15 protein-coding genes are annotated in these 26,459 nt (G+C 42.5%); 14 read left to right on the plus strand and 1 reads right to left on the minus strand.

Translation table 11 applies throughout. From position 1 onward, the window contains the following. The first annotated feature begins 24 nt into the window (after positions 1-24). The 7 genes from V7K25_RS17985 to V7K25_RS18015 all read left to right on the plus strand — a co-directional run bounded on the left by V7K25_RS17985 (position 25) and on the right by V7K25_RS18015 (position 9,932). Positions 25-918 (plus strand): SDR family NAD(P)-dependent oxidoreductase, encoded by an 894-nt coding sequence (locus tag V7K25_RS17985; protein ID WP_335159887.1) that lies wholly within the window; start codon positions 25-27, stop codon positions 916-918. 163 nt (positions 919-1,081) lie between these two features. After that, positions 1,082-2,257, plus strand: a complete 1,176-nt coding sequence (locus V7K25_RS17990; protein WP_335159888.1) for an MGDG synthase family glycosyltransferase — start codon at positions 1,082-1,084, stop codon at positions 2,255-2,257. Between the two features lie 34 nt (positions 2,258-2,291). Next, positions 2,292-3,419: a UDP-galactopyranose mutase gene (gene glf, locus V7K25_RS17995; protein WP_335159889.1), complete on the plus strand. Its 1,128-nt coding sequence runs from the start codon at positions 2,292-2,294 to the stop codon at positions 3,417-3,419. A 107-nt stretch (positions 3,420-3,526) separates the two neighbouring features. Continuing rightward, a complete protein-coding gene (locus V7K25_RS18000) occupies positions 3,527-4,453 on the plus strand; it encodes a class I SAM-dependent methyltransferase (RefSeq protein WP_335159890.1) in 927 nt (308 codons plus the stop codon). A 207-nt stretch (positions 4,454-4,660) separates the two neighbouring features. Continuing rightward, the gene (locus V7K25_RS18005) at positions 4,661-5,884 is read left to right on the plus strand and encodes an MGDG synthase family glycosyltransferase (protein ID WP_335159891.1); all 1,224 of its coding nucleotides are present in this window, start codon (positions 4,661-4,663) and stop codon (positions 5,882-5,884) included. Between the two features lie 8 nt (positions 5,885-5,892). After that, positions 5,893-7,458 (plus strand): MFS transporter, encoded by a 1,566-nt coding sequence (locus tag V7K25_RS18010; protein ID WP_335159892.1) that lies wholly within the window; start codon positions 5,893-5,895, stop codon positions 7,456-7,458. Between the two features lie 242 nt (positions 7,459-7,700). Beyond that, a complete protein-coding gene (locus V7K25_RS18015) occupies positions 7,701-9,932 on the plus strand; it encodes an SBBP repeat-containing protein (RefSeq protein WP_335159893.1) in 2,232 nt (743 codons plus the stop codon). A gap of 63 nt (positions 9,933-9,995) precedes the next feature. Here the strand turns inward: V7K25_RS18015 and V7K25_RS18020 are convergent, their stop codons facing one another. Next, a complete protein-coding gene (locus tag V7K25_RS18020; RefSeq protein ID WP_335159894.1) occupies positions 9,996-10,442 on the minus strand; it encodes a hypothetical protein in 447 nt (148 codons plus the stop codon). 289 nt (positions 10,443-10,731) lie between these two features. Here V7K25_RS18020 and V7K25_RS18025 point away from each other — a divergent pair, with 289 nt between their 5' ends. The 7 genes from V7K25_RS18025 (at position 10,732) to V7K25_RS18055 (ending at position 26,089) form a co-directional block, all read left to right on the plus strand. Next, complete coding sequence (locus V7K25_RS18025) at positions 10,732-12,555, plus strand: ShlB/FhaC/HecB family hemolysin secretion/activation protein (protein WP_335159895.1); 1,824 nt, start codon at positions 10,732-10,734, stop codon at positions 12,553-12,555. Positions 12,556-12,805: 250 nt separating this feature from the next. Then, positions 12,806-15,274, plus strand: coding sequence for an S-layer family protein (locus V7K25_RS18030; protein WP_335159896.1), 2,469 nt, complete (start codon positions 12,806-12,808; stop codon positions 15,272-15,274). A 65-nt stretch (positions 15,275-15,339) separates the two neighbouring features. Continuing rightward, positions 15,340-17,805, plus strand: a complete 2,466-nt coding sequence (locus tag V7K25_RS18035; protein ID WP_335159897.1) for an S-layer family protein — start codon at positions 15,340-15,342, stop codon at positions 17,803-17,805. Positions 17,806-18,159: 354 nt separating this feature from the next. Next, positions 18,160-20,709 carry a CHAT domain-containing protein gene (locus V7K25_RS18040; RefSeq protein WP_335159898.1) on the plus strand — a complete coding sequence of 850 codons (2,550 nt, stop codon included), beginning with the start codon at positions 18,160-18,162 and terminating at the stop codon, positions 20,707-20,709. Between the two features lie 189 nt (positions 20,710-20,898). Then, entirely contained in the window at positions 20,899-21,753 is an 855-nt protein-coding gene (locus V7K25_RS18045; protein ID WP_335159899.1) for a DUF928 domain-containing protein, read from the plus strand. Positions 21,754-21,911: 158 nt separating this feature from the next. Beyond that, complete coding sequence (locus tag V7K25_RS18050; RefSeq protein ID WP_335159900.1) at positions 21,912-24,791, plus strand: CHASE2 domain-containing protein; 2,880 nt, start codon at positions 21,912-21,914, stop codon at positions 24,789-24,791. Beyond that, the gene (locus V7K25_RS18055) at positions 24,788-26,089 is read left to right on the plus strand and encodes a hybrid sensor histidine kinase/response regulator (protein WP_335159901.1); all 1,302 of its coding nucleotides are present in this window, start codon (positions 24,788-24,790) and stop codon (positions 26,087-26,089) included. Before V7K25_RS18050 ends, V7K25_RS18055 begins: the two co-directional genes overlap by 4 nt. Positions 26,090-26,459: the final 370 nt, after the last annotated feature.

Genomic DNA, 26,459 nt, shown 5'->3' on the forward strand with positions numbered 1-26,459 from the left:
AATGAAAGAGGATGTTAAGCAAACATGACAATTATTGCAGGTCAGACAGTACTCTTGACAGGAGCCTCACGCGGGATAGGAGTCTTTATTGCTCGTGCTTTGGCAAAAGAAAAAGCAACTATAGTTGGTGTTTCGCGGGAGCAAGAGGCACTAGATCAAGTAGCTGCCGAAATCAAAGCTTTAGGAGGTCGCTGGTTAGGTATTAAATATGACCTCAGCAAGCTTGACGATCTGCCAAACCTCATTCAGCAAATCAATCAGCTTGCAGGGCCAATTGACATTTTGATTAACAACGCAGGTATAGAGATATACAAAAAATTTCAAGATTATTCCACTGCGGAGTTACAGTCAATATTAACAATTAACTTGCTATCGGGGATGGAATTAAGCCGTTTGGTACTACCAACGATGTTAGCCCAAAACAGGGGTCACATTGTTAATATTGCTTCTCTGGCTGGTAAAAAGGGAAACCCTTACAACAGTGTTTACTCTGCTAGCAAAGCTGGTTTTCTTATATGGACTGATGCACTCAGACAAGAACTAGCTAGTACTGGCGTGGAGATTTCTGCAATCTGTCCAGGATATGTTTCTGGTGAGGGAATGATTGCTGATACTGGCGTACCTATACCAAAGTTAGCTGGCGCATCTACACCAGATGATGTCGCAAAAGCCGTCATCCGCGCCATTAAGCAGAATCAAGCAGAAGTGATTGTCAATCAAGATCCGACAACAGAAACTATATCAAAACTGCTAATGGCACTGTGGCAAATTTTTCCCTTATTTGGCGACGCAGTTTATCAGTGGATGGGAGTAGGTAAGCTCAATCAACTCCGGATCGAGAATCAAAAGCGCGTTGCGTTGAAATTTAGTGGAAGTAAATCAATGGTAGCAGCAATATCAGACAAAACTAGTACTTGACCACACCAACTTTGATAGGTAAATAAGTTCGTAGAAAGGACTTTAGTCCTTTTCTTAAGCACTAAAGTGTTTACTACATATCAGTGAAAGATGACGTTGTTTATTTAGATATCAAATTTAAAAAGATTGTCCTGAACCCGAATACAAACCCAATGGAAAAACCATGAAAAAAGTATATTTGATGATTTATGATTTAGGCGCAGGTCATCGCAGCACAGCCAATGCTTTGCAAAAAGTAATCGAGAAGCGACAATTGCCTTGGGAAATTCATATAGTAGATGCTTTCAAAGAAATTATTGGCACGACTGCTCCACATTACGTTTATAATCAGCTAATACTCAAAAAAGACTGGGCAAAAATTATTAATGACCCTTTCTTAGTTCCCTCATTCAAATTACAAATACGCCTTTCTCGTTTTGCTTGGCTAGGACGTTTTAAAAGATATTGGCAGCAGCATCAACCTGATATGGTGGTTTCATTATTGCCTTATATCAACGGGCTAATTAATCAAAGCTTGCAGGCAGTATCGCCTAGTGTGCCTTTTACAACCGTAATGACCGATCATGCCGATTGTCCACCTCACTTCTGGATTGATCCACAAGCACAGTTCTTAATTTGTCCTACTCAACGAGCAGTTGAACAAGCAAAAAAATTGGGTTATACGCAAGAGCGAATTTTCAGCACTTCAGGAGTGGTAATTCATCCTCGATTTTCTGAACCCGTAAATAGCGATCGCAAAATTGAAAGAGAACGCTTAGGTCTAAATCCAGATTTACCAACAGGTTTAATCACTTTTGGTAGTCAGGGATCAAAAGCAATGCTAGAAATTGCCGATTCTCTAGAAAAATCGTCACTAAATCTACAACTCATTTTTATCTGTGGACGCAATGAAGAGATAGCAAATACTTTGCGCCGTCAACAGAGTCGCTTACCAAGATTCATTGAAACTTTTACTAGTGAAATTCCTTACTATATGCATCTATCGGATTTCTTCATTGGTAAATCCGGCTCTGTAGGTGTTAGCGAAGCTGTGGCAATGAGCTTGCCAGTAATTACAGATTGCAACGCCTTAAGTATGTTTCAAGAACGACCTTCGGCTGAGTGGATTGCAGAAAATGAGATTGGAATTGTAGTCCCCGATTTTCGGGATATTAACCAAGCTGTAGCAAAGCTAATCCAACCGGAAACTCTGGCTCAGTACCGTGCCAACGCCGCCGCGATCGATAATCAAGGAGTATTTGAAGTTGTTGATATTTTGGAACAAATACTTGAAAACTCCTTCTCAGTTGCACCTTCTGCAACAGTTGAAATAAATAAGCAGTTATCCTCAACAGTTTGATGAATTCCGAAAAAAATAACCGGAGTGAAATAATATGCTATTTGATTGGCTGATTGTAGGGGCTGGATATTCAGCCTGTGTAATGGCTGAACGGCTAGCAACTCAGCTTGGACAGAGAGTACTTATTGTAGAGCAGCGAGATCATATCGGAGGTAATGCATACGATTACTACAACGAGCATGGTATTCTAGTTCATAAATATGGCCCTCACATCTTTCATACTAAATCTAAGAAAGTATGGGATTATCTCTCTCAATTTACAGAATGGAGACATTACTATCATCATGTGCTGGGAGTATTGGAAGGTAAGAAAGTTCCTATCCCTTTTAACCTCAATTCTCTCTATGCACTTTTTCCTGAGAAATATGCAGAAAAACTGGAGAATTTGCTTCTAGAAAACTTCGGTTTCGGAGTAAAAGTACCGATTTTGAAACTGCGAGAGAGTGCTAGTGGCGATCTCAGCTTTTTAGCTGATTACATTTATGAAAATGTTTTTTTGCATTACACAATCAAGCAGTGGGGGATGAAACCAGAGGATCTGGATCGGGGGGTAACGGGACGTGTTCCAGTTTATATCAGTCGGGATGACCGTTACTTTCAAGACCCCTATCAGGCTATGCCTAAGCTAGGCTATACAGAAATGTTCCGGCGGATGCTTGCTCATCCCAACATTAAGCTACTGCTAAACGCAGATTACCGCGAGATTATCAAAGATGTTAAGTTTCATCGGCTACTTTGCACTGGGCCGATTGACACCTTTTTTGATTATATGTATGGTGAATTGCCCTATCGTAGTCTGCGCTTTCAATTCGATACTTTGGATCAAGAACAGTATCAAGAAGTGGGTACAGTTAATTACCCTAACGATTACGACATCACTCGGATCACTGAACAAAAGTATTTGTCAGGGCAAACTTCTCCTAAAACTACCTTGGTGATGGAATATCCCCAGGCTTATGTACCAGGGAGGAATGACCCTTATTATCCTATTCTCAATGAAGAGAGCCGCGATCGCCTCAGTCTTTACCTCAAAGAAGTAGAAAATCTCAAAGGTACAGTACTGTTTGCCGGACGACTTGGGGATTACAAGTACTATGACATGGATCACGCAGTACTTCGCGCACTTGGTTTATTTGAGAAAGAAATAGCGAATTCTATGTAGAAAGTGCCAAAAGGATACGATGCGATCGCACTTGTGATGGATAAAAAACATAGAATTTCCCTAAAGTTCTGACTAAAAAATTGTTAATATTTTCTAACAGAAGGATTATGGTGCAACAACAACTCGTTAGTACAACCAAGCAACGCCTTGAATGTTTGATTTGCAATTATCGCGTCGATCCGAATGATGAATCTGCATTTTCTACGTTTCCATGCAACGTCAGAGCCTTTATGGATGAAAAATTTAAGCTTTGGAGATGTCCTGATTGCAAGACAATTCATTGTTTAGATGTCGTGGATCTTGATCATTACTACGCAAAATATCCGATTGCCCAGGCAACATTGACATGGCCATTTCGCGTCTTCTACAGAAAATTACGCAAACAACTCACCAAGTATGGGTTTTCCAAGACTCACTCAATACTCGATTATGGCTGTGGTGCAAACGGTCTATTTGTACAGTACCTGCGACAACAAGGCTTTACCAATTGTCACGGATATGATCCTTACGGGACCAAGGACGGCTTTGGCGATCCGGCAACGCTTCAACAAGGAGCATTCGATTACATTTTACTCCAGGATGTCATCGAACATGTTGAAGATCCTAATGCTCTGTTAGATAGGTTAAACAACTTGCTCGCCCCTGGTGGTTATATTCTGATCAGCACACCAAACGCGTCTAACCTTAACTTAAATCGACCTGACATAAACGATATTTGTAACGCGGTACATGTCCCCTACCACCTTCATATTTATACTCCTGAATCCATCGAATTATTGGGGCGTCGTCAAGGGTGGGAGTTTATAGATTCATTACGGCCTAATCATGATACACTCTGGCCCAGCCTGAATGCTCGCGTTTCAAATGAGTACCAACGGATTCTCGAGGGCCCAGTAGATGTCTTTTTTGAACCGATCAACTCAAGGAAAGTGTTGACTTCGAGCAGATTTATATTCTTCGCATTTTACGCAATTTTTGGCTATTGGCTCAATTTTTATTCTGGGATGAGCATCATTTTCCGCAAAAGCATTTAATCCAACGATCGCCTTCCTTAGGATTTGTGTAAAAATAACCTGAACAATTTTTGTGTGAAAGCTAGATTTAGCAAGCTATTCCAAATAAATTTTGTACAACTTATTTTTACATGATGCCTTATAGAGTTGCTGGAAGAATCAATTGAATAGAAATTTGCACAGCAGCATAACAAAGAAAGTTTTGTTTGTAAGAGATTTTTTGTATTTATGGAAACAATGCAATCACCCTCATATCCCAAAAAAAAGTTTTTGATCAATGTTGTTACCGGAAATAGTGGTGGAGGTCATATCGCCACTTCTAATGCCATATCTTCAATCATTGAGCAACAACTCCCCTGTCAAACTAGTATTACCGATGTGGATGCATTAGCGCAGCGTTTAGCAGAAGGAAAAAAGACACTAGATATCTACAGGCTATTCGGAACTAGTGGAGATCAAGTTCTCAACCAGATTATGCAAAGCGGCTGGACATGGATTCACCATCTGACGATGCCCTTTAATAAACTACTTATCAAACTAAATCACGATGCTGGTGTGAGGATATTCGAGGAACATTGGCGCGAGCAACAGCCAGATATGGTAGTTTCTGTAGTGCCGTTGTTTAACAAAATGATATGGGAAAGTTTACAGAGAGTAAAACCAGACACCCCTGTAGTAACAGTTTTTACAGATTTAGCTGATTTTCCGTCGGCGTATTGGATAGAACCGGAAACAGGAAGTTATATAGTCTGTGGTACTGAAAAAGCAGTAGAGCAAGCTCATTCTTTGGGAGTAAAGGAGGAGCTGATTGTCAAAACTTCGGGACTAGTCATTAACCCTCGCTTTTATGAACCAATTGTCAGCGATAGTGCCGAAGAAAGGCAACGGTTGGGTTTAGATCCAGACTGTCTGACTGGACTTGTATTATTCGGGGGTAATGGCTCCAAAGCAATGCTGGAAATTGCCAAGCGTCTGGAGTCTTTCCACCAAAAACTACAACTCATTTTTATTTGCGGACGCAATGAAGAACTAGCTTTAGCTTTACGTGAGAGTCAAAGTCTCCAGAAGAGGTTTGTCACCACTTTTACAAAAGACATTCCTTACTATATGCATCTTTGTGATTTTCTGATTGGTAAACCAGGTAATGTCAGTATCAGCGAGGCACTGGTTATGAATCTACCAGTAATAGTGGAACGCAGTATTGCCACAATGCCACAAGAACTATACACTACTGACTGGATTCAACAGCAGCAGGTGGGCTTGGTTATCCCCAGTTTTCGAGATATTGATCGAGCGGTTGACCAGTTTCTTCAGCCGGAAAATTTTGCCCGCTACCGTGCAAATGTCGCTGCCATCAACAATAGAGCCGTGTTTGAAATTCCCGATATCTTACAGAAGATTCTTGCTAATAATTATAAAACAACTGTGGCAGAACCACTCCAGCAGAGGTAGTAACAGCGATGAATCGAGATCGTGTTAAAGCAGTTACCCTGGCGGTAATGTGTTTCGCCCTCTTCATGGCCAATCTTGATGACACTGTGATGAATGTGGCGCTTCCCCAGATTCAGATAAGTCTAAACTCTGGCGTGTCGGGATTACAGTGGATTCTCAACGCTTACACTTTGTCTGCGGCTGGTATAATGCTGCCAAGCGGAACATTAGGAGACATTTATGGACGTAAGCGAGTCTTCCTTACAGGGCTAGTCATCTTCACGATCGCTTCTTTAATTTGCGGTCTGGCTCCAAGTTTGAGTATCTTAATTACTGGGCGAACCCTTCAAGGAATTGGAGCTGCTGCCCTAGTAACTGGTTCTCTCTCGATCATTGCTGATACCTTTCCTGAACCGAATGAAAAATCAAAAGCCCTTGGTATTTGGGCTGCCGTGTCAGGACTTGCCCTCGTTGCGGGGCCTGGACTAGGCGGACTACTAGTGGATACTTTGGGATGGCAAAGCGTGTTCTTTCTCAACCTACCGCTGGGCGCGATCGCTTTTTGGGTGACTTCGCGTGTTGTTAAGGAAAGTAAAGATCCCAATAAACAACGTCTTGATGTGCCTGGTTTACTGCTTAGTGTAATATTTCTAGCTTCACTTACATACATACTTACCCAAGGGAATACTGGGCTGTGGCGATCGCCGCTCATTGTCTTGCTGCTGATAGTTGCTGGACTTAGCTTTCTGGCATTTTTATTTGTTGAGTCCCACAGTAGCCACCCAATGCTACCATTATCCTTGTTTCAAAATTCGACATTTACTGTTGTCAATGTCGTTGAGGTTTTGGTATTCTTCAGTGTTGTCAGCTTACTTTTTATCTTCAGCCTGTTCTTCCAACAAGTGCAGGGGTACTCGGCAACGACAGCTGGCTTGCGCTTCCTGCCGATGAATGGAGCTTTTGTAATTGCATCTATATGTTCTGGGTGGTTTGCTGCTCGCTTAGGGTGGCGCTTTGCGATCGCGACAGGACTTATCCTAGCAAGCATAGCTACATTTTCGTTGATCCGAATTAGTGCCGATACAGAGTATGGAGCGATTTTGTGGAGCCTGATTCTTTCGGGTTTCGGTAGCGGCTTGACACTCGCGCCCTTAGCAGCAGTAGGTCTGAATTCTATAACCTCGACAAAAGTGGGAATTGCCTCAGCAGTAATCAACACTAGTAATCGTTTTGGGAATATCTTAGGAGTTGCTATCCAAGGAACAATTCTCACCCAACAGCTAGCCTCAGATTTGGCGCGATCGCTCTCCACTTGGGGTCTACCCTCAAACCTCCAAGAAAGCCTCATCGCTGATGTTTTGCATGGTGGATTTAAAGTCCCCAGTCACCTGCCACTCAACATTTCGACCCTAGCTATGCATCAGGCAATTAGCAATGCATTTGTGTCGGGTTTACACGCAACTGTGCTTATGGCAAGTATTGCCCTGCTAGGTGGGGCATTTTTGATTCTGGTATTTGTTCAGCCAACTTTTAACCAAGCCACTAAGAATTCTCGTCTTTATATTAAACACAAGAAGCAGGGTAAGCGTATCTAAATTAGACTTTACAAAACAGATAATTTATGTATTCACAAAATATCAGAATTTATCGTTTTTTGAAACTGTTAAATAACTTGCAAAAAATAAATGCTTTACTATTTGGCCTAAGTGTTGGATATTATTCATTAGAGATGCCTAAATATAACCACCAGAGCATCAGCTAACGGAAATTAGTCACAATTCCGAAACTAAGTGTTGAATAAATCTAAATTGTTTCTCAAATAAGGGATTTAAAGACAATGGCTGATGAAAAAATAGCAGTCTCATTATTGACACCTGCCAGTGATATAGTCTTGGGAGGAGGTACAAATGATTCTGAAGCCCTTTTCGGTCGTGCCGGAAACGATACGATTTATCCTGACAATCCGATTGCCAGCGCTACTCAAGCAACAAATGTAGATTATTTGTTCGGGGATCTATTTGATAACTCTGCTGAAGAATTTGAGATTATTCTGAATATTCAGAATGCTCAACAAGGTGGAAATCCGTTTCTTATTCTAGACAGAGATATCCCATCTGTAGGGGCAGATAGATTTGTTCTTGGTGATACAACTCAGCCTTACTATACTGCCTCTAACCCAGATACCCTTCTAACTACAGACTTCCTTGGTTTGAACGAGTATGCTGTCATTTATGATTTCGGTCCAAATAATGATGTCATTCAGCTAAATGGTAAACCGAAAGACTATCGAATCGTAAAAATTGATGGATTACAGATTGCAGGAGTCGCACAACCTCTTTCTGGAGAAGCTATATTTTCACTGCAACAGGGAGCACCTGACCTCGTAGCTTTTCTGGTTGAAAAGCCTGATGTCAATTTAGATTTGAAGTCAAACAATTTCCGGTTTGTCGGTGAAAAACCACCAAAAAAACCAACAGAAAACAAGAAGATTCAGCAATTAGGAACTACCGGAAACGACCTCAGTCTTGCTACGGGTGCAGATTCTGCTGGCAATGTTTATATATCAGGAACTACCAACGGGTCATTGTTTGGAACAAATCAAGGTTTTGGAGATGCTTGGGTAGCAAAATATGACACCAATGGCAACCAGGTCTGGGGTAGGCAGTTTGGCACTTCTAGTGATGAGTCTAACTTTGCAATGGTTGCAGATAAAGATGGAAACACCTACATGGCCGGTGGCACGTCGGGTAACTTGTTTGGAACCAAGCAAACAGAAGCTGATGTTTGGGTGGCTAAATATGACACCAATGGCAACCAAGTCTGGGGTAGGCAGTTTAGTGCTGGTGGTTTTACTAGTGGAGCCTTTGGCATTGATCTAGATCCAGCAGGGAATGTCTATTTATCAGGAATAGAAATTAACAATAATGATAGAACAGACATTTTCAATTTTGCCGTTCAGGATAATTCCTGGGTGTCTAAATTTGACACCAATGGCAACCAGCAGTGGCTTACCCTGATTAAAGATCCTTCAGCGACCTTTCCTTTTAACATAACTCCCTTTTTTGACGAATCTTACGACCTTGCTGTTGATAAGGATGGCAACAGCATAGCTGTAGGCTGGACTCAGGGCTTAGTTAGAGAATCAGACCCATCACGACAACTTTTGAAGTACGATGCCTGGGTGTCAAAGGTGGACACTACAGGGCAGGTAAAGTGGGTTCAACAGCTAGGAAGTATAAATCAGGGACTTGATTTTGCCTGGGGTGTTGATACTGACAGCAAGGGCAATATTTACGTTACAGGATGGACTACAGGGGATATTGGCACAAAGGTAGGAAAAAAGGGACTTGGGGGTCGCGATATTTGGATTAGCAAATTTACCCCAGATGGCTCTGAAGTGTGGGCTAAACAATTTGGGTCTCCAGATGATGATGGCATGTACCTATCAGACATGCAAATCGATGACAAAGACAACATCTTTGTGATTGGAGAATCTAACGGCAAGTTAGGAAAAGGCCAAAAAGATCAATCTTATAATGCCTTTGTGGCGAGGTTCGACACTGATGGTAACAACAAGTGGATTCAACAATTTGGAAGCAAAAACAATCTTGACTACCCTACAGGTGTTACTACTGACGGAAAAGGCAATCTTTTTGTGACTGGAACTACTGATGGATTATTAGGGAACAGTGGTGGCGTTAATACCTCAGCTCTGGACGGTTGGTTAGCTCAACTTGACGTCAACAAAGGAAAACTGCAAAAATTTATCGGTAGTTCAAATGATGTCATCAGTATTGCCGATCCTGAATCAATTCCCACCATTGATATCACTAATGATTTGGTAACTAAGGAAAGGCTGCCTCAAGGCGATAACGTGATTAACCCTGCTGAGGGTCTTAACCCTACTCTAGGGATTAGTACTAACTCTGCTCAGAGAACCAGTAGCAGCAGTGCATTCAACTATGGACAGTTCACTTCTAGTCTTGGCAGCATATTTAACTCTCAGTCTGAAGGTTCTTTTAATTCAGCTTTGACTCAGGGAGTTAATAATGGCAGTATAGTGATTTGAAATAGAGATTTGGTAGAAATATAAATATACGTTATCCAAAACCCTTGTAGAGACGTAGCACTGCTACGCCTCTACATTCTTTTTCACTCCTATGTCTAAAGCGATGCAGAAGGCAAACAAAGCAACTTTTAGATAGCCTAGCGTATTAATTTCGCAGCAAAGATTTTCTGTCAGGACTTGAAACAAGGTTTTGAGCTTCCAAAGTTTGCGGTATATTTGGGCTATCAACACAGTGAAAAAGCAACCGTCGCGCGAGTACCGCGTGCCTACTGCGCTATCAGATGGCAAATTAGTGAGAATAAAAGTTTCTTTGTCTTCATCACTTAATAGTTCTTCTAAGCAGACTTTGATGCGACGTGCCAATAAGCATTGAATATCATCGGCACTTAAAATAAGATTCTGCTCAAACACAATGCCGCGATCGCTTTGACCTACCAACCGCAAATCATCAGTCGCTTGCCAGAGTAGGCATTGATGCTGTCTAATCTCAAGTTCCCAAAGGTCTACCACTTCTTCTAAGATACAGGGTTGGGTTTCACTGCCGTTTAACCTAACATGAACAAGGATTAAGTGTTGGGTTACTCTGCGAGACGGTATTGGGGTTACTTCTTGAGAAAAAACAGTATTTACCCTGACGGCAGCTGTAAAAAATACAGCGAATATTTATATGAAATGATATAACATCCGTTACATTCAAGTATCGGGGCTTAATTAGATAACTAGTCATGCAAAATAAATTATCTAATTGGGCAAGGGAAATATTAATAGTGAAATCGCGTTAAAAAATGGCTAAGTATTTATGCGTATGTATTTAAATGTGAAGAAAGAATCGATAATTAACTATACGCAAAAACAGCAACTGATTCGTAAACTTCGCATAGCAACAACACTAAAACCTTTAACATTCGGCTTTGTTCTAGCAGCAGTATTGTGCAACTATGATCGGGTGATGTCTACGAAGGGCTGCGCCTACGCCCAAACTTCTAATCCTCAAATGTTACCACCTGGCCGGATAGAAGATACCCCTGTGATTCCCTTACCTTCGGATGTACTACCGCAGCCATCAGATCAGAATCAATTACTTCCTTCGCCACAACTACCCGATCAGCCAACTTTAGGAGAGGATAATCCTAATGCTAAATTTCGGGTTGATCGCATTGAAGTTGTTGGCAGTACAGTTTTCAAACCAGAAGATTTTACCACTATTACGGCTCCCTTTGTGGGACGAGAAGTATCATTTGCAGAATTGTTGCAAGTCAAAGATGCCATTAGCAAGCTCTACACTGATAAGGGCTATGTAACTACTGGCGCTCTAATTACACCGCAGACAATAGAAGCTGGAGTCATTAAAATTCAGATAGTCGAAGGCAGTTTGCAAGAAATTAAAATCGTTGGCAATCGACGATTGCGTAGTCAATACATTCGCGATCGCATCCGCCTCGGTGCTGGCCAACCCCTAAATGTACCCCGCTTAATAGAAAAACTGCAACTGCTTCGCCTTGATCCGCGCATTCAAAACCTATCAGCTGAGTTGCAGATGGGTATACGTCCCGGAACCAATATATTGCAAGTCGAGGTTAAAGAAGCCGATACTTTTTCGCTGACAACAACTTTAGACAACGGGCGATCGCCTAGTGTTGGCAGTTTTCGCCGGGGTGTGAATCTGCAACAAGCTAATCTATTGGGCTTTGGTGATACTCTCAGTGTAGGATACGCCAATACCGATGGCAGTAATACAATCAATCTGAATTACACACTGCCAATTAATGCTCACAATGGCACTGTATTCTTTGGTTTTAACCAAGGGTGGAACCACGTAATTGAAAAACCATTCACTGTCCTTGATATTCAGTCAAACAGTAGGTCTTACGAATTCGGTTATCGGCAACCGTTAATGCAAAAGCCAACTCAGGAATTAGCGGTGGGGCTATCGTTCTCACGCCAAGAAAGCCAAACAGAGTTAGGTCTTGATAATATTGGCGGGTTTCCTTTATCGCCTGGTGCAGATGCGAACGGAAAAACCAAGATTTCTGCTCTGCGTTTTATCCAAGAGTATACCCAACGCAGCAATAAACAAGTTTTTGCAGCGCGATCGCAATTTAGCGTCGGGGTAGATTGGTTTGATGCCAATGTCAATAAAGATGCCCCAGATAGCCGATTTTTTGCTTGGCGGGGACAGGCGCAGTGGGTGCGGCAATTTGCACCAGACACTCTGTTTTTAGTTAGAGGTGATTTACAACTAGCAGCAAATTCCCTCGTACCTTTAGAGCAATTTGGTCTGGGTGGACAGTTAAGTGTGCGGGGTTATCGTCAGGATGCATTACTAACAGATAATGGTATGTTGTTTTCGGCTGAATTCCGATTGCCGATTGTGCGTGCCTCCAAGCTTGGAGGAGTGCTACAACTGACACCATTTATTGACGTGGGCAAAGGCTGGAATAGCAAGGGCGATAATCCATCATCTAGTACGTTAATGGGTACTGGGCTAGGACTGCTGTGGCAACAGAGTGATAAATTCTCAGCTAGGCTGGATTGGGGCATTCCTCTGATATCAGTAGACGGTGAAAAGCGATCGCTCCAAGAGAATGGGCTATATTTCTCACTTAGCTATTCGCCGTTTTGATCGAGACTGCTGCATCTCCTACCTATGTGTAAGAATCATTAACCTTTTAGTGATAAGAGCAAATAAATTTCGGAAGAGAAGTGCAAAAATCGGAAAAGCCTCTTTCCCCCAGCAACAACTGCGATCTAAGTGATAAGTCTTTAGCCGGACACAATATGATACCCACAATGGTAACTACAAGTTGTTGATAGCGTTAGATGTAATATGATTTCGGGAATCTTAGCTAATAAGTATAAATGGAAATTAGGTGATGAAAGCAACCGTTATTTGCTTTGGTTTAGTAAATGGAATATTGATCGGTGCCATCGCCTCCAGCTTTGCTAATGCTCAGGTTACTCCCGACGGCACGCTGAATACCAGTGTCTCCCAAAGTGGCAATAACTTTACCATTACCAATGGCGATCGAGTTGGCAACAACCTCTTCCACAGCTTCAGCCAATTCTCGGTTTCCACCAACGGCTCGGCTTTCTTCAACAATGCCGTAGATGTGCAAAATATCTTTAGTCGCGTAACTGCGGGTAATGTTTCTCAAATTGATGGTTTAATACGGGCCAATGGTAAGGCTAATCTATTTCTGCTCAATCCTAGTGGGATTATTTTTGGCGCAAGCGCTCAATTAAATATTGGCGGATCGTTTATCAGCACAACTGCCAACAGCATAAAATTTGCCGATGGTCTTGAGTTTAGCACAATTAATTCTCAATTTGCCCCGTTGTTAAGTATCAATGTTCCCATTGGATTGCAAATGGGCAGCAATCCGGCACCCATTACCGTTCAAGGCACAGGACACTCTTTAAGTAATCTCAGTGGACTGGCTCTGGTTCCCCTAACTCGTATTCCTAGTGCTACAAAACTGCGGGTACAGCCAGGAAACACTATAGCTTTAGTTGGTGGCGACTTACATCTAAATGGGGCAACCTTGAGCGCCGAACAAGGGCGAGTTGAATTAGGTAGTGTGAGCAGTACAGGATTGATCGACCTGATACCAAATGCCCAGGGCTATACATTGGGATATGCAGATATACAAGACTTTGGTGATATTCAGTTAGCAGGGCGATCGCTATTAGATATCAGTGGCATGAATGCGGGTTCGGTGCAAATTCAGGGTAAGAAAATTCAGTTTACCGATGGCTCTCTGGTGCTGGCGCAAAATTTCGGCAATCTCTCTGGCGGTGATATTCGCCTTCAGGCTATGGAGGGCATTGATATAATTGGCACAACACTTGATACCGCAATTCCCAGTGGAGTACGTAGTGAAGCTCTGGGTATCGGATTTGGCGGGAACATCATCATAATTACTCCCAGGCTCACCCTGGAGCAGGGAGGATTGTTGTATAATGCAACTTTCGGGGCAGCTTCAGGTGGCAATATCCACATCAATGCCATCGCGATCAATGTGTCTGGCTTTCAACCTACTAATCCTGCTAACGTTTCCGTCATCAACACTAATACACAAGGGACTGGGAATGCTGGTGATATCTTAATCAATGGTAATAGTCTACAGGTATCAAACGGTGGCTCATTATCTTCGGCTACCTTTGGTAGTGGCTCTAGCGGTAAAGTGACGATTTATAATACCAACACCACAGTAAAGGGAGAAAGCCCCTCTGGACTTTACAGCAATATTAGCTCAACTACATTTGCCACCGGAAGTGCCAAAGCTTTAACATTAAATACCGCCAACTTGCAAATTCTAGATGGGGGAGCAGTTGGTGCCACCGCATTTTTTGTAGGTAATGGAGGGGATTTGAGCATCAACGCCACGGAATCGATCGCAATCAGTGGTAAAAATCGGGCAAATAATAGTAGTATTAACGCCTCCACCATTCGACCGAATCCCTTCTTGCGGCAGCGATTCGGTTTACCAGATATACTCACAGCAAATGCTGGCACTGTGAGCATTACCACACCGAAGCTAACCCTGACGGATGGCGGGACAGTCAGCGTCACCAGTCAAGGCAGTGGAAATGGTGGCAATATTAACATCAGTGCAGATACCATCCAATTAAAAAATGAAGGGTTGATTCAGGCACAAACAGAATCTGGTAATGGTGGCAATATTACATTGTCTGCCAACAACCTGTTGTTTCTGCGAGACAATAGCCTGATTACCTCAACAGCTGGTGGCTCAGGGAATGGGGGTAATATCAGCATCAATGCACCCATTGTCGCTGGCTTAGAAAACAGCGATATTATTGCCAATGCTTTTGAGGGCAAGGGTGGCAATATTGCTATTACAACTCAAGGCATTATTGGTTTAGAATTCCGCAATACCCTGACTCCAAAAGTTGACCTCACCAATGATATTACCGCTAGTTCCGAATTTAATATCAATGGCACGGTAGAAATTAACAATATTGGTGTTGATCCCAATTCTGGCTTAGTAGAATTACCAGCAAATGTTAGCGATCCATCCCAACAAATTGCTATAGGTTGTTCTAGTAATACTGGCAGCAGTTTTGTGGCAACGGGACGAGGTGGTGTACCACAAAATCCAACGCAGGAAGTGAGGAGCGATCGCACTTGGTCTGATATCCGCGATATCTCTGCATACCGCAAAACCCAGAAGGTACAAGCACAAATACCCACCGCTCCAGAAACTCTTATTCAAGCTACATCTTGGCATCGCAACGCCCGAGGAAAAATTGAGTTAGTTGCAGATAAATATCCTACTCAGGTGCAGCAACGATTAACCTGTGCTGCTGTTCCCAAAAGTTAATGATGTTATTGATCGTGCCATTTAGGGAATTCTAACTTTAAATCTGGGTAAGGAAGTTTTTAGTGATGAGAGTCGTACCTTTTCTATTTATATTAATAAGTGGGTTCTTAACTTCAGGGATGATGCGATCGGCGATCGCTCAAGTCACATCCGATAGCACAACTAACACCATTGTCAATCCAAGTGGTAATAATTTTAATATTCTTAACGGGATTGAAAAAGGTAATAATTTATTTCATAGTTTCAGTAATTTCTCTGTGCCTACGGGTGCTTGGGCGACTTTTGATTTAATCAACACACCAAATATTACAACTATATTTAGTCGGGTTACGGGTGGAAATGTTTCCCATATTGATGGGTTAATTCAAACTCTCAACAGTAATAATCCTGTCAGTTTGTTTTTAATGAATCCGGCGGGGATTGTATTTGGAAAAAATGCCTCGTTAAATATTGGTGGCTCCTTTGTGGGAACAACGGCGAATAGCATTAAGTTTGCTGATGGAATAGAGTTTAGTGCGACTAATCTCGGTGCTACGCCGTTGTTGACGATGAGTGTGCCAATTGGGTTGCAAATGGGGCAAAATCCGGGAGATATTACCGTCCAAAACACCGGACACCGTTTAATTAATATTGATAATGCTATAGGTTCTCCTCTGGATCGAAGTAACAATCCTGTAGGATTAAGCGTTACCTCTGGTAATAACTTGGCATTGATAGGGGGAGAAGTAGCCTTAGATGGTGGAGTGTTAAATGCACCTTCTGGACATATTGAACTTGGTAGCGCTAGTAATGGCACAGTTAATCTCAACACCTCTTCTCCTCATTGGAATTTTGATTATGGCAATATAAAGCAATTTGGGAATATTCATCTGTCCCATCAATCCCTTGCCGATGCCAGTGGCACCCCTGCGGGTTCTATTCATTTCCAGGGTCGAAATATTAGCTTACAAGATGCGTCTGCTGCCCTATTAGTTAATCAAGGAAGCAATAATTCAGGCGACATTAGCGTTAATGCTAGTGAGTCATTGCAACTTGGGGGAGTTGGCACTGATGGATTTTCACAAAGTCGATTGCGTGCTGATAATTTTGGCGATGGTGCTGGGGGTAATATTTTGGTTTCTGCCTCCCAAGTATTCCTCCGCGATGGTGGTTCTATTGATGGATTCAATTTTGGTAAAGGTTCAGGAAGTAATATTTCTATGGAAATTAGAGATTTGCTTCAAATTGTGGGATTATCACCTATTAATGGATTGGCCAGTTCACTGATTACTAACACCAGCAATTCGGGGAAAAGTGGTGATATTCGAGTAGTTACCAAAAAATTGCAGATTTTAGATGGTGCTGAGATCGACAATGTTAGCTTGGCAAATGGTATGGGAGGTAATACCACGATTAATGCTGCTGATTTCATCGAAGTGATGGGGCAAAATTTGAATGATAGCCTCATAGTGGTTAGCACATTCAGCCAAGCAAATGCAGGCCAATTAACTATTAATACTGCCAAACTGAGAGTACAGGATGGAGGAGGTATCGTTGCCTCTACCGTAAATAGCGGCAATGCAGGGGATTTGCTAATCAATGCTTCTGACACCGTTGAAGTTAGTGGAGTGGGTAGTATTTCTCGTCTCCCAAGTCGAATTGGTGCTAGGGCCGAATTACTTGTACCACCTATTCGGCAACTACTTGGATTACCAGATGTGATCACAGGTAAAATAGGTAAACTCGTTGTTAACACCCCACGCTTGCAGATTACAGATGGAGCGGTTGTTGGCGTTGACCATCAAGGGGTTGGCGATGCTGGAAAACTTGAAATTAATGCAGGTTCAATCCGTCTTGACAATGGTGCTAGACTTACCGCCGCTACTTTTCAGGGTGAAGGTGGTAATATTTTTGTCCAGGCAAATGACTTGATCATGCGTCGTGGTAGTTCAATAGTTACTAATGCAGGTGGTATTGGCAATGGGGGCAACATCACCATTAACTCTCCCATCATCGTTGGCTCGGAAAATAGCGATATCATCGCCAACGCATTCCAAGGTAATGGGGGCAACATTCAAATCAACACCCAAGGTATATTTGGGCTAAAATACCGTAACGAACTCACCCTAGAAAACGACATCACAGCCAGTTCCAAATTTGGCGTAAACGGTACGGTAAATATTAATAATTTTGGTGTTGACCACAACTCTGGTTTCGTTGAACTGCCCGTAAGCTTAACAGATTCATCCCAGCAAATTACTACAGGTTGTTCTGCAAATCAAGGCAGTAGTTTTGTGGCAACGGGACGAGGTGGGATACCGCAAAATCCAACACAGCAAATTGGGAGCGATCGCACTTGGTCTGATATTCGCGATCTCTCTGCATATCGCAAAACACAGCAAGTACAAGCCCAAACGCCCCCATCTTCAGAAACTCTAATTCAAGCTAGTGGTTGGCATCGTAATGCTCAGGGAAAAATTGAGTTAGTTCCAAATAAATCTTCTGCTCAGGTGCAACAACCATTAACCTGTGCTGCTGTTAAGAGGAGTTAATTATTTTGGGTCTTTGGCTTGCCGTTGCTGTCGAGAAAATGTAAGTCTGCATTGGTGGAAAAGAAGGTGGTCATAGGTTAAACCGGAATGACACAGTATTTTGGCGTTGCTGAATTGAAATATGAATCCAGATGTAGAGACGTAGAACTGCTATGTCTCTACAGGGATTTTGGTATTATACAAAATCATTTTCATACATGGAATCAGCAACGCCGTATTTTAATTGTATGTGAATCGCTCCTCAACTGATAGCTGGTATTGTAATTTGGGCATTATACACATAGTCATTTTCTAAACATTTGTGCTGTGACTAATTTTCAAACAAACTACTCAATAGTAAATAAATAATTATTTATGATTTTCCGAATTAAACAAATTCGTTGGCTATATGTCAGCCTCAGCATTTTAAGTTTGTGTTTAGCATTTACCATTACACCTATAAAAGCATCTCCACTAGTAACAATCTCTGTTCTCTCTTCTGCCCAACCTGCCAACGGGCTAGAACTTGGACGAAACTTTTACCAATCGGGAAGTTTTGCAGAAGCTATCAGGGTTTGGCAAACGGCAGCACAACAATATCATAATCAAGGCGATCGCACCAACGAAGCCCTAAGTTTGAGTTACCTCTCACTAGCACAACAGGAACTAAACCAATGGGAAGCAGCTAAACAATCTATCGAAGAAAGTATAAAAATTTTGCAAACGGCTAAACCCTCTGTCGATGCGATTATCTGGGCGCAAGTACTGAATACTCAAGCAAATTTACAACTACATACAGACAAAACTGAAACCGCCCTAGAAACTTGGCAACAAGCTCAAAAATATTATGAGCAAGCAGGCGACAAAATGGGCAGCATAGGCAGTCAAATCAACCAAGCACAAGCTTTACAAAGTTTGGGATTTTACCGCCGCTCGAAACAACAATTGGAGGCGCTAACGCAAAAGCTGGCAGCAATGCCAGATTCGGAAATAAAAGTTAGTGGGTTGCGATCGCTGGGTTTAGCTTTGCACGCGATCGGTGATAGTAGTAGAAGCCAGGAAGTTTTAGAACAAAGTTTAGCCACAGCAAACAAAATTGTTGCTAAAACTCAGTTAAGTTCTATTCTTTCGAGTCTAGGGAAAGTTGCCTCTGACTTACAAGATCCAGAAGCAGCATTAAATTACTTTGAAGATGCCCAAACAGCAGCTACGAACCCGAATGAAGCTTTACAAGCGTGTTTAGCTCGTTTCAAATTATTGGTGGATTACAACAAACTGGAATATGCAATTCCCCTCGCGCCTCAATTACGACAAGAGTTGTCAGAACTAGCACCCAGTCATAGTTCCCTTAATGCAGCGATTAATTTTGTAGCAACCTTGAATCACTTGGAAAACCCCGATCGAGTTTTACCAAGCAAAGATTTGGCACAACTCATGGCAGACACAGTTAAGTCTGCCCAAGAAATTCAGGATGCAACCGCCCAAGCCTATGCACTGCATCAATGGGCGCAACTCTACCGTCGCAAAAAACAGTGGTCTGAGGCAAAGGAATTAGCCGAGAAATCCCTCAATATTGCCCGTCAACTCCAAGCTGACGATCTCATTGCTCAATCAGCATGGCAGGTAGGACAGTTGTATAAACAACAAGGCGATCGCAAAGAAGCAATTATAGCCTATACAGAAGCAGTTAAGTCCTTAAAGGCACTACGAGGCGATATGGTTGCGGTTAACCCCGATGTGCAATTTTCTTTCCGCGAAAGTGTGGAGCCTGTCTATCGGGAACTAGTGAGTTTACTTCTTGATGAGCAACCAACTCAGGCTGCATTGATGCAAGCGCGTGAATTGATTGAGTCACTCCAAATTGCCGAACTTGATAACTTTTTGGGCGAAGCTTGTTTAGATAAAGCCCAGCAGATTGACGAAGTTGACCCCACAGCAACGGTTATTTATCCGATTATCTTAAGCGATCGCTTAGGAGTAATTCTCTCCAAAACTGGACAACCACTGCGTTATTATGTCACTCAAAAATCTCAAGCTGAAATTGAGCAAACTTTAGATAAATTTCTAGTTGCTCTCAACCCAGTCTCAGACTCAAAAGTTCGGGATCAATTGTCTCAGCAGATTTACGACTGGCTGATTCAAAAAGCAGAAGTAGATCAAGCATTCATTGATACTAAGACACTGGTATTTGTTTTGGATGGTCGGTTGCGGAACATTCCAATGGCAGCCCTGTATGACGGTAATCAATATCTGATTGAGAAGTATGCTGTGGCGCTCTCACCAGGATTGCAACTAATGGCGGCGCGATCGCTCTCTTCAAAGCACATTGATGCAATTATCGGCGGTATCAGCCAATCTCGTGCTGGTTTTAGTCCCTTGCCATCTGTGGAATTAGAAGTGAAGGAAATCTCTCAGACTGTGCCATCTACAATGTTACTGAACCAAAAATTTACAAGTCTTGCCCTGGCCGCTCATGTCAAATCCAGTAATGCCAATATTATCCATCTAGCAACCCACGGACAGTTTAGCTCCCGGCTCGAAGATACTTTTTTACTTACGTGGGATGGACAACTTAATGTAAAGGAGTTGTCCGAACTCCTCAAAAATCGTAGTGGTAATTCATCAAAAGCGATCGAATTATTGGTACTGAGTGCCTGCGATACCGCAATGGGAGACGATCGCGCCGTTCTTGGATTAGCAGGCTTGGCTGTTAAATCCGGTGCGCGTTCCACCATTGCCACACTTTGGCCGGTCAAAGATAAGGCAGCCCAAATGCTCATGACTCGCTTCTATGACCAACTACGGCAACCCAGAGTTACTAAAGCGGAAGCACTACGGCAGGCACAAATTAACCTGATTCGTCAAACTGATTTCCGTGATCCGTTCTTTTGGTCTGCCTTTGTTTTGGTTGGAAACTGGCTGTAATTAAGTAATATATCTGAGATATTAGATACTAAAAAACACATCTACTTTATAGAATTCTAGCCTAAATTCGGATATAAATGTTAGTAAGCTTCCCTGCTCTGGCTAGTGTTTAAAAGTATTCCACGATTTTTTAGCGCATTTATTTTAATGTATTTTCTATCACTATTTAATGAAATGAGGTCAAACATCATGAAACGTCGATATTTAACTAGTGCATTGAGCATGATTGCTCTGATAGCCAGTAGTACATGGGCTAGTGCCTATGCTGTAACATTTACCCCACCTGTCAAAAATGGCGCTCCAAGCCAAGCAACTGGAGGAGCATCCCGTGGTAATCTCTTTACCCCAAGCAAAGATAACAGCGCCCCTAGACAAGCAACTGGAGGAGCGTCTCGCGGCAACCTCTTTACCCCAAGCAAAGATAACAGCTCCCCTAGACAAGCATCTGGAGGCGCTTCCCGCGTTGGTACTTACTACTTGAATTCTTCGACTGTAGCAGCAGGAGGGCCCGCAGCGCTAATCGCACTTCTGCCCCAAAGCTTCTATGGCACAACGGTGTCTGAACGCCCCACAATTTTGGTATATTTGCCTGCTTCTAATGCACAAGAAGCTGTGTTCAGCCTCAAAGATGAAGCTGGCAATATACATTATCAAATGACCATTCCCGTTGCTCTTAAAGCTGGGGTGATCGCAGTCAAATTACCAGATGATGCACCCGCTTTAGCCGTTGGTAAAAACTACCAGTGGTTTTTGGCACTGAAAGTGAACGGAACACTCGGCCCAAGTACACCTTACGTTGATGGTTGGATTCAGCGTATCCAGCCTACTGCTGAACTGGCGACAGCGATGCAGCAGAAAGATGGTTTAAAGCAAGCAGCAGCTTTCGGTAAAAATGGGGTGTGGTATGACTGTGTAGCAACAATGGCTGTGCTGCATACCGCCCAACCCAAAAATGCGGCTATTATCAACCAATGGGAAGAACTTCTTTCCTCAGTTAGCTTAAAAGATATTGCAACAGTTCCCTTAGTAGCATCTGGGAATTAGGGACTCAGGAGCGGGAAAGAAGTAGGGGAGCAGGGAGCAAGGGAGAAGAATTTTCTTCTCTGTCTCTTGCCAATCCCCAATCCCCAATTTTCAGACAAATGTTAGTGGAGTAAAACTGACGAATACTAATCAATATTATTTAAGCCTCTGGCGAAATTATGTGGCGTAAATTCCAAGCTTTCATCCAACGCTCTCGCAGTGTTTTGATTATTAGTCCCAGCGTTGCTCTAACAGTTATTGTTGGGCAGTCTTTGGGACTTTTTAATTTGCCTGAGTGGAAACTTCGTGATGAATGGATACGACAGCGATGCCTTCCGGCAAGCCGCTTCTCTACGAGACGCTACGCGAACGCGTCTACGCAAAATACAATAGCTGACAAAATCATAATTGTCACAATTGATGAACAAGATATCCAATCAGTTGGTAAATGGCCAATTCCAGACTGGTCACTAGCACAATTACTAGAAAAAATCCAGGCGCAACAACCCCGCGCCATCGGTTTGGATCTCTATCGAGATTTACCGGAGGGCAGTGGATACGATCGACTTGTAAAAGTCTTCCGCAACAGTGCCAATTTGATTGGCGTTGAGAAAATTACCGGAGAGCATGTCAATCCACCACCAGAATTGAAAAAACTCGATCGAGTCGGATTAGCAGATTTGGTGTTGGATGGCGATCGCCATGTGCGTCGTGCCTTACTTACAGCAGTCGATGCCAAAGAAGAGGGAAAAATTAAAGCAGGACTGGGAACTCTTGTAGCCCTCAAGTACCTTGAAGCCGAAAAGATAACTTTAGAATCCGTTGACGAAAAGCAGCAGAAGTTTCGCTTAGGCAATCAAATCTACCTACCATTACACAATCAAGAAGCAGGTTATTCTAATGCCGATGTTGGCGGCTATCAAATTTTGCTCAACTGGTACGGAACGGATGCGGCGTTTCGCACAGTTGCGATGCGGGATGTGTTGGCAGGAAAAATTCCAGCAAATCTGATGCGCGATCGCATGGTGTTTATTGGGTCAACTGCTGCCAGTACCAATGACTTCTTTAGCACACCCTTCAGTTCCTCCTTCATTTCTGACCAAAAACCGACACCTGGTGTTGTTATTCATGCCAATATTGCTCATCAACTAGTAGAAGGATCAAAAACAGGGAAAGCAAACTTGCATGGCATTTCTGGAATGGCTGTGTCGCTCTGGATTCTTTTATGCTCTTTTATCGGTTCTGGTGGTAGTTGGTATTTAGCTAGTGCGCGTACCCGGCGACAGATTCCAGGCGGCAAAATTCTTTGGGCAACCGTAGGCATTAGTGGCGCATTTATGGGTGGTGGTTACGGGATGTTTTTGCACGGTGTTCTGATTCCCGTAACACCCGCCTTAGCTACGTTCATCAGCAGCGTAGTTGCCACAACCAATGCCTATAAACAGCAGAAGTTAGAAGAAGCGAATCGGCAACTAGCAATTGCTAATAATCAACTATTAGATTATTCCAAAACCTTGGAGTTCAAAGTTGAAGAACGAACTCATCAACTGCTGGAGGCAAAGCAAGCTGCTGATGCTGCTAACGAAGCAAAGAGCGAGTTTCTGGCCAATATGAGCCACGAACTACGTACACCGCTTAATGGCATCCTTGGTTTTGCTCAGGTGCTTGAGGTATCGCCAAACATGACAGAGAAAAACCTAGAAGGAGTCAGCATTATCTACCAGTGTGGGACACACCTTTTAATGCTAATCAATGACATTCTCGATCTTTCAAAAATTGAAGCTCGGAAATTAGAATTGGTTGCGACTAATGTACATCTGCCCACTTTCTTACATGGTGTCACCGAGATTTGCAGTATTCGAGCCGATCAGAAAGGGATTGCATTTAACCTTTTCATAGGCGATCGCCTACCACTTGTCATTCAAGTAGATGAAAAGCGGCTACGGCAAGTGTTGATCAACTTATTAGGCAACGCTATCAAATTTACAGACAATGGTAGCGTGACATTCAAAGTAGATGTACTGGAGACTGGGGACTGGGGGCTGGGGACTGGGGACAAGGACAATCCCCAATCCCCAATCACTAAAATTCGCTTCCAGATTGAAGATACAGGTATTGGGATGTCACCAGACCAACTAGAGAAAATCTTTTTAGCTTTTGAACAAGTAGGTGAGGCTGGACGCAAATCTGAAGGTACTGGCTTGGGATTAGCAATCAGTCAAAGAATTGCTGTATTAATGGGCAGCCAAATTCAAGTCCAGAGTCACCTTGGTGAAGGTAGTCTATTTTGGTTAGATTTGACAGTAGCAGTACCAGTTTCCCATGACTGGCATCCAGTAACCATCGCCTCAACCCACCAGAAAATCGTCGGTATTCGGGGTACTGCGCCTCAAATTTTGATTGTCGATGACGATCGCAACCACCGTTCTATGTTGACTAGTCTGCTACAAGAAATCGGCTGTCGAACCTTGGAAGCAAACGACGGCAAACATGGGCTACAGATGGTAACTGAACATCAGCCAGATGTGATTGTGCTTGATTTGGCTATGCCCAATATGGATGGCTTTGAGCTAATGGTTCATTTACAAGAGAATCCCCAAACTCGAATTATTCCGATTATTGTCTCTAGTGCCAGTGTATTTGAAGAAAATCGGCAACACAGTTTACAGGTAGGAGCTACAGCATTCTTGCCTAAACCCCTGCAAATTGATGAACTATTCAATGCACTGCATTCTGCCTTTGAGGCAGTAGCAAAGCGATCGCTACTAGAATTTGATTGGATCTATGCCCAATCTAAACCTCAACAGTTATCTACCAAGAATGAGCAAATAGATAATAGTGAATTGATTTTGCCATCTCAGGATATTTTGCAACAACTCTATCATCTGGCAATGATGGGAGATATTCCAGCGATTGAGGGAATTATAGGGGAGCTAATGAAGCAAGACAGTCAGTTAACTGCCTTCGCAACTGAGTTGAGCAAACTCACTGCCAACTTCCAAACCGCAAAAATCCGTAAATTCCTAAAATCATTTGTAGCAACGGAGTCACATCCATGATGACCGAACCTTTTTTGAAGCCAATGCATATCCTGTTGGTGGACGATAATCCAAATAATCTTAAGGTTCTCTCTGAAGCGCTTCAGGGATGTGGTTGGAAAGCACTTATGGCAACGGATGGAGAGTCGGCGATCGAACAAACAGAATATGCCCATCCCGATCTGATTCTCCTGGATGTCATGATGCCAGGTATGGATGGATTTGAAACTTGCCGCAGGCTGAAAGCCAATGCCATCACTCAGAATATTCCGGTCATTTTTATGACTGCATTGACCGATGCCACAGACAAAGTGAAAGGGCTAGAAATTGGTGCAGTTGACTACATTACCAAACCCTTTCAACAGGAAGAAGTCATTGCTCGATTAAAGTTACACCTAAAAATCTCGCATCTCACCCGTACTTTAGAAGAAAGAGTGCAAGAACGCACCGCAGAATTATCCCAATCTCTACAACAGTTACAACAAACCCAACTACAACTAATCCAGAGTGAGAAAATGTCCACCCTTGGACAACTTGTTGCAGGCATAGGTCATGAGATTAATAACCCAATTGGTTTTATTAGTGGAAATTGCTTTCATATTGAGGAATATGTAAAGGATCTCTTTCGTTTGGTGAGTCTGCAACAGCAAAAGCTAGCACATCCAGATTTAAAAAGTGAAGAACTTATTGAAGAAATTGACTTAAAATATATCACTGAAGATTTCCCAAAAGTTCTCTTATCAATGCATGAAGGAATTGCTCGTCTTAAAGACATAAGCCTTTCTTTAAGAACCTTTGCCCGATCTGATATTTCATCTAAGGTAGAGTTTCAGATTCACGAAGGAATCAATAGTACCTTAATGCTATTAAAACACCGACTAAAAGACCAAGTAGACCGCCATAAAATCGAAGTTTTCACACAATACGGTGACTTACCTCCAATTATATGCTATCCCGGACAACTGAACCAGGTACTTATGAATATTATTGCTAATGCAATTGATGCATTTGATGGTCTTCATCAAATGTGTTCAGATCAGAAGATAGCCCCTTGCCATAACACAATTACGATTACTACATCAGTCGATCATCAGCAAAAAACCGTGACAATTTGCATTGAAGATAATGCTCTTGGTATGGCTCCTGAGGTGCAAGATAGAATTTTTGAGCCATCTTTTACAACTAAACCTGTGGGTAAAGGAACTGGGCTAGGATTAGCTATCAGCCACCAAATTATTGTCGATAAACACAATGGACAAATCAACTGCTCGTCAACCTCTGGTCAGGGAACAAAGTTTATTATTACTCTGCCAATTTAGTTTTGACGTGAGTTCGAGTTAAAAAAGGAACAAAAAAAGGCTTTTAGGAGGCAGGAGGAGGAAGGCAGTATGAAATCAAAAATGGTGATTTTTCAGAAATGATTTAGGATTGCTATAGTTAGCTAGTAATTGCGCTAACGTGACTATTTACTTGCTAATAAGTAGGTAGGTGGAATTAATTATAAGATAGAAAGACTGCTAAATTAGCCTATTATGCCTGCGCCTTTACGCATCATTCTCACGCCAGAAGAAAACCGAACCTTAACTAAACTGCGACTAGCTCAGTAGACATCTCCAAAATAGTATATTTTGTGGTAAAAGAACATAACGATAAGTTGTTTGACACCAAAATATGACTGACATACTGAAT

The organism is Nostoc sp., assembly GCF_036919495.1.
Classification (GTDB): domain Bacteria; phylum Cyanobacteriota; class Cyanobacteriia; order Cyanobacteriales; family Nostocaceae; genus Nostoc.

What these genes read in the sequence shown, in the direction of transcription:
- V7K25_RS17985 (WP_335159887.1), top strand. Translation starts at nt 25, where the DNA reads ATGACAATTATTGCAGGTCAGACAGTACTCTTGACAGGAGCCTCACGC.
- V7K25_RS17990 (WP_335159888.1), top strand. Translation starts at nt 1,082, where the DNA reads ATGAAAAAAGTATATTTGATGATTTATGATTTAGGCGCAGGTCATCGC.
- glf (WP_335159889.1), top strand. Translation starts at nt 2,292, where the DNA reads ATGCTATTTGATTGGCTGATTGTAGGGGCTGGATATTCAGCCTGTGTA.
- V7K25_RS18000 (WP_335159890.1), top strand. Translation starts at nt 3,527, where the DNA reads ATGGTGCAACAACAACTCGTTAGTACAACCAAGCAACGCCTTGAATGT.
- V7K25_RS18005 (WP_335159891.1), top strand. Translation starts at nt 4,661, where the DNA reads ATGGAAACAATGCAATCACCCTCATATCCCAAAAAAAAGTTTTTGATC.
- V7K25_RS18010 (WP_335159892.1), top strand. Translation starts at nt 5,893, where the DNA reads ATGAATCGAGATCGTGTTAAAGCAGTTACCCTGGCGGTAATGTGTTTC.
- V7K25_RS18015 (WP_335159893.1), top strand. Translation starts at nt 7,701, where the DNA reads ATGGCTGATGAAAAAATAGCAGTCTCATTATTGACACCTGCCAGTGAT.
- V7K25_RS18025 (WP_335159895.1), top strand. Translation starts at nt 10,732, where the DNA reads ATGCGTATGTATTTAAATGTGAAGAAAGAATCGATAATTAACTATACG.
- V7K25_RS18030 (WP_335159896.1), top strand. Translation starts at nt 12,806, where the DNA reads ATGAAAGCAACCGTTATTTGCTTTGGTTTAGTAAATGGAATATTGATC.
- V7K25_RS18035 (WP_335159897.1), top strand. Translation starts at nt 15,340, where the DNA reads ATGAGAGTCGTACCTTTTCTATTTATATTAATAAGTGGGTTCTTAACT.
- V7K25_RS18040 (WP_335159898.1), top strand. Translation starts at nt 18,160, where the DNA reads ATGATTTTCCGAATTAAACAAATTCGTTGGCTATATGTCAGCCTCAGC.
- V7K25_RS18045 (WP_335159899.1), top strand. Translation starts at nt 20,899, where the DNA reads ATGAAACGTCGATATTTAACTAGTGCATTGAGCATGATTGCTCTGATA.
- V7K25_RS18050 (WP_335159900.1), top strand. Translation starts at nt 21,912, where the DNA reads ATGTGGCGTAAATTCCAAGCTTTCATCCAACGCTCTCGCAGTGTTTTG.
- V7K25_RS18055 (WP_335159901.1), top strand. Translation starts at nt 24,788, where the DNA reads ATGATGACCGAACCTTTTTTGAAGCCAATGCATATCCTGTTGGTGGAC.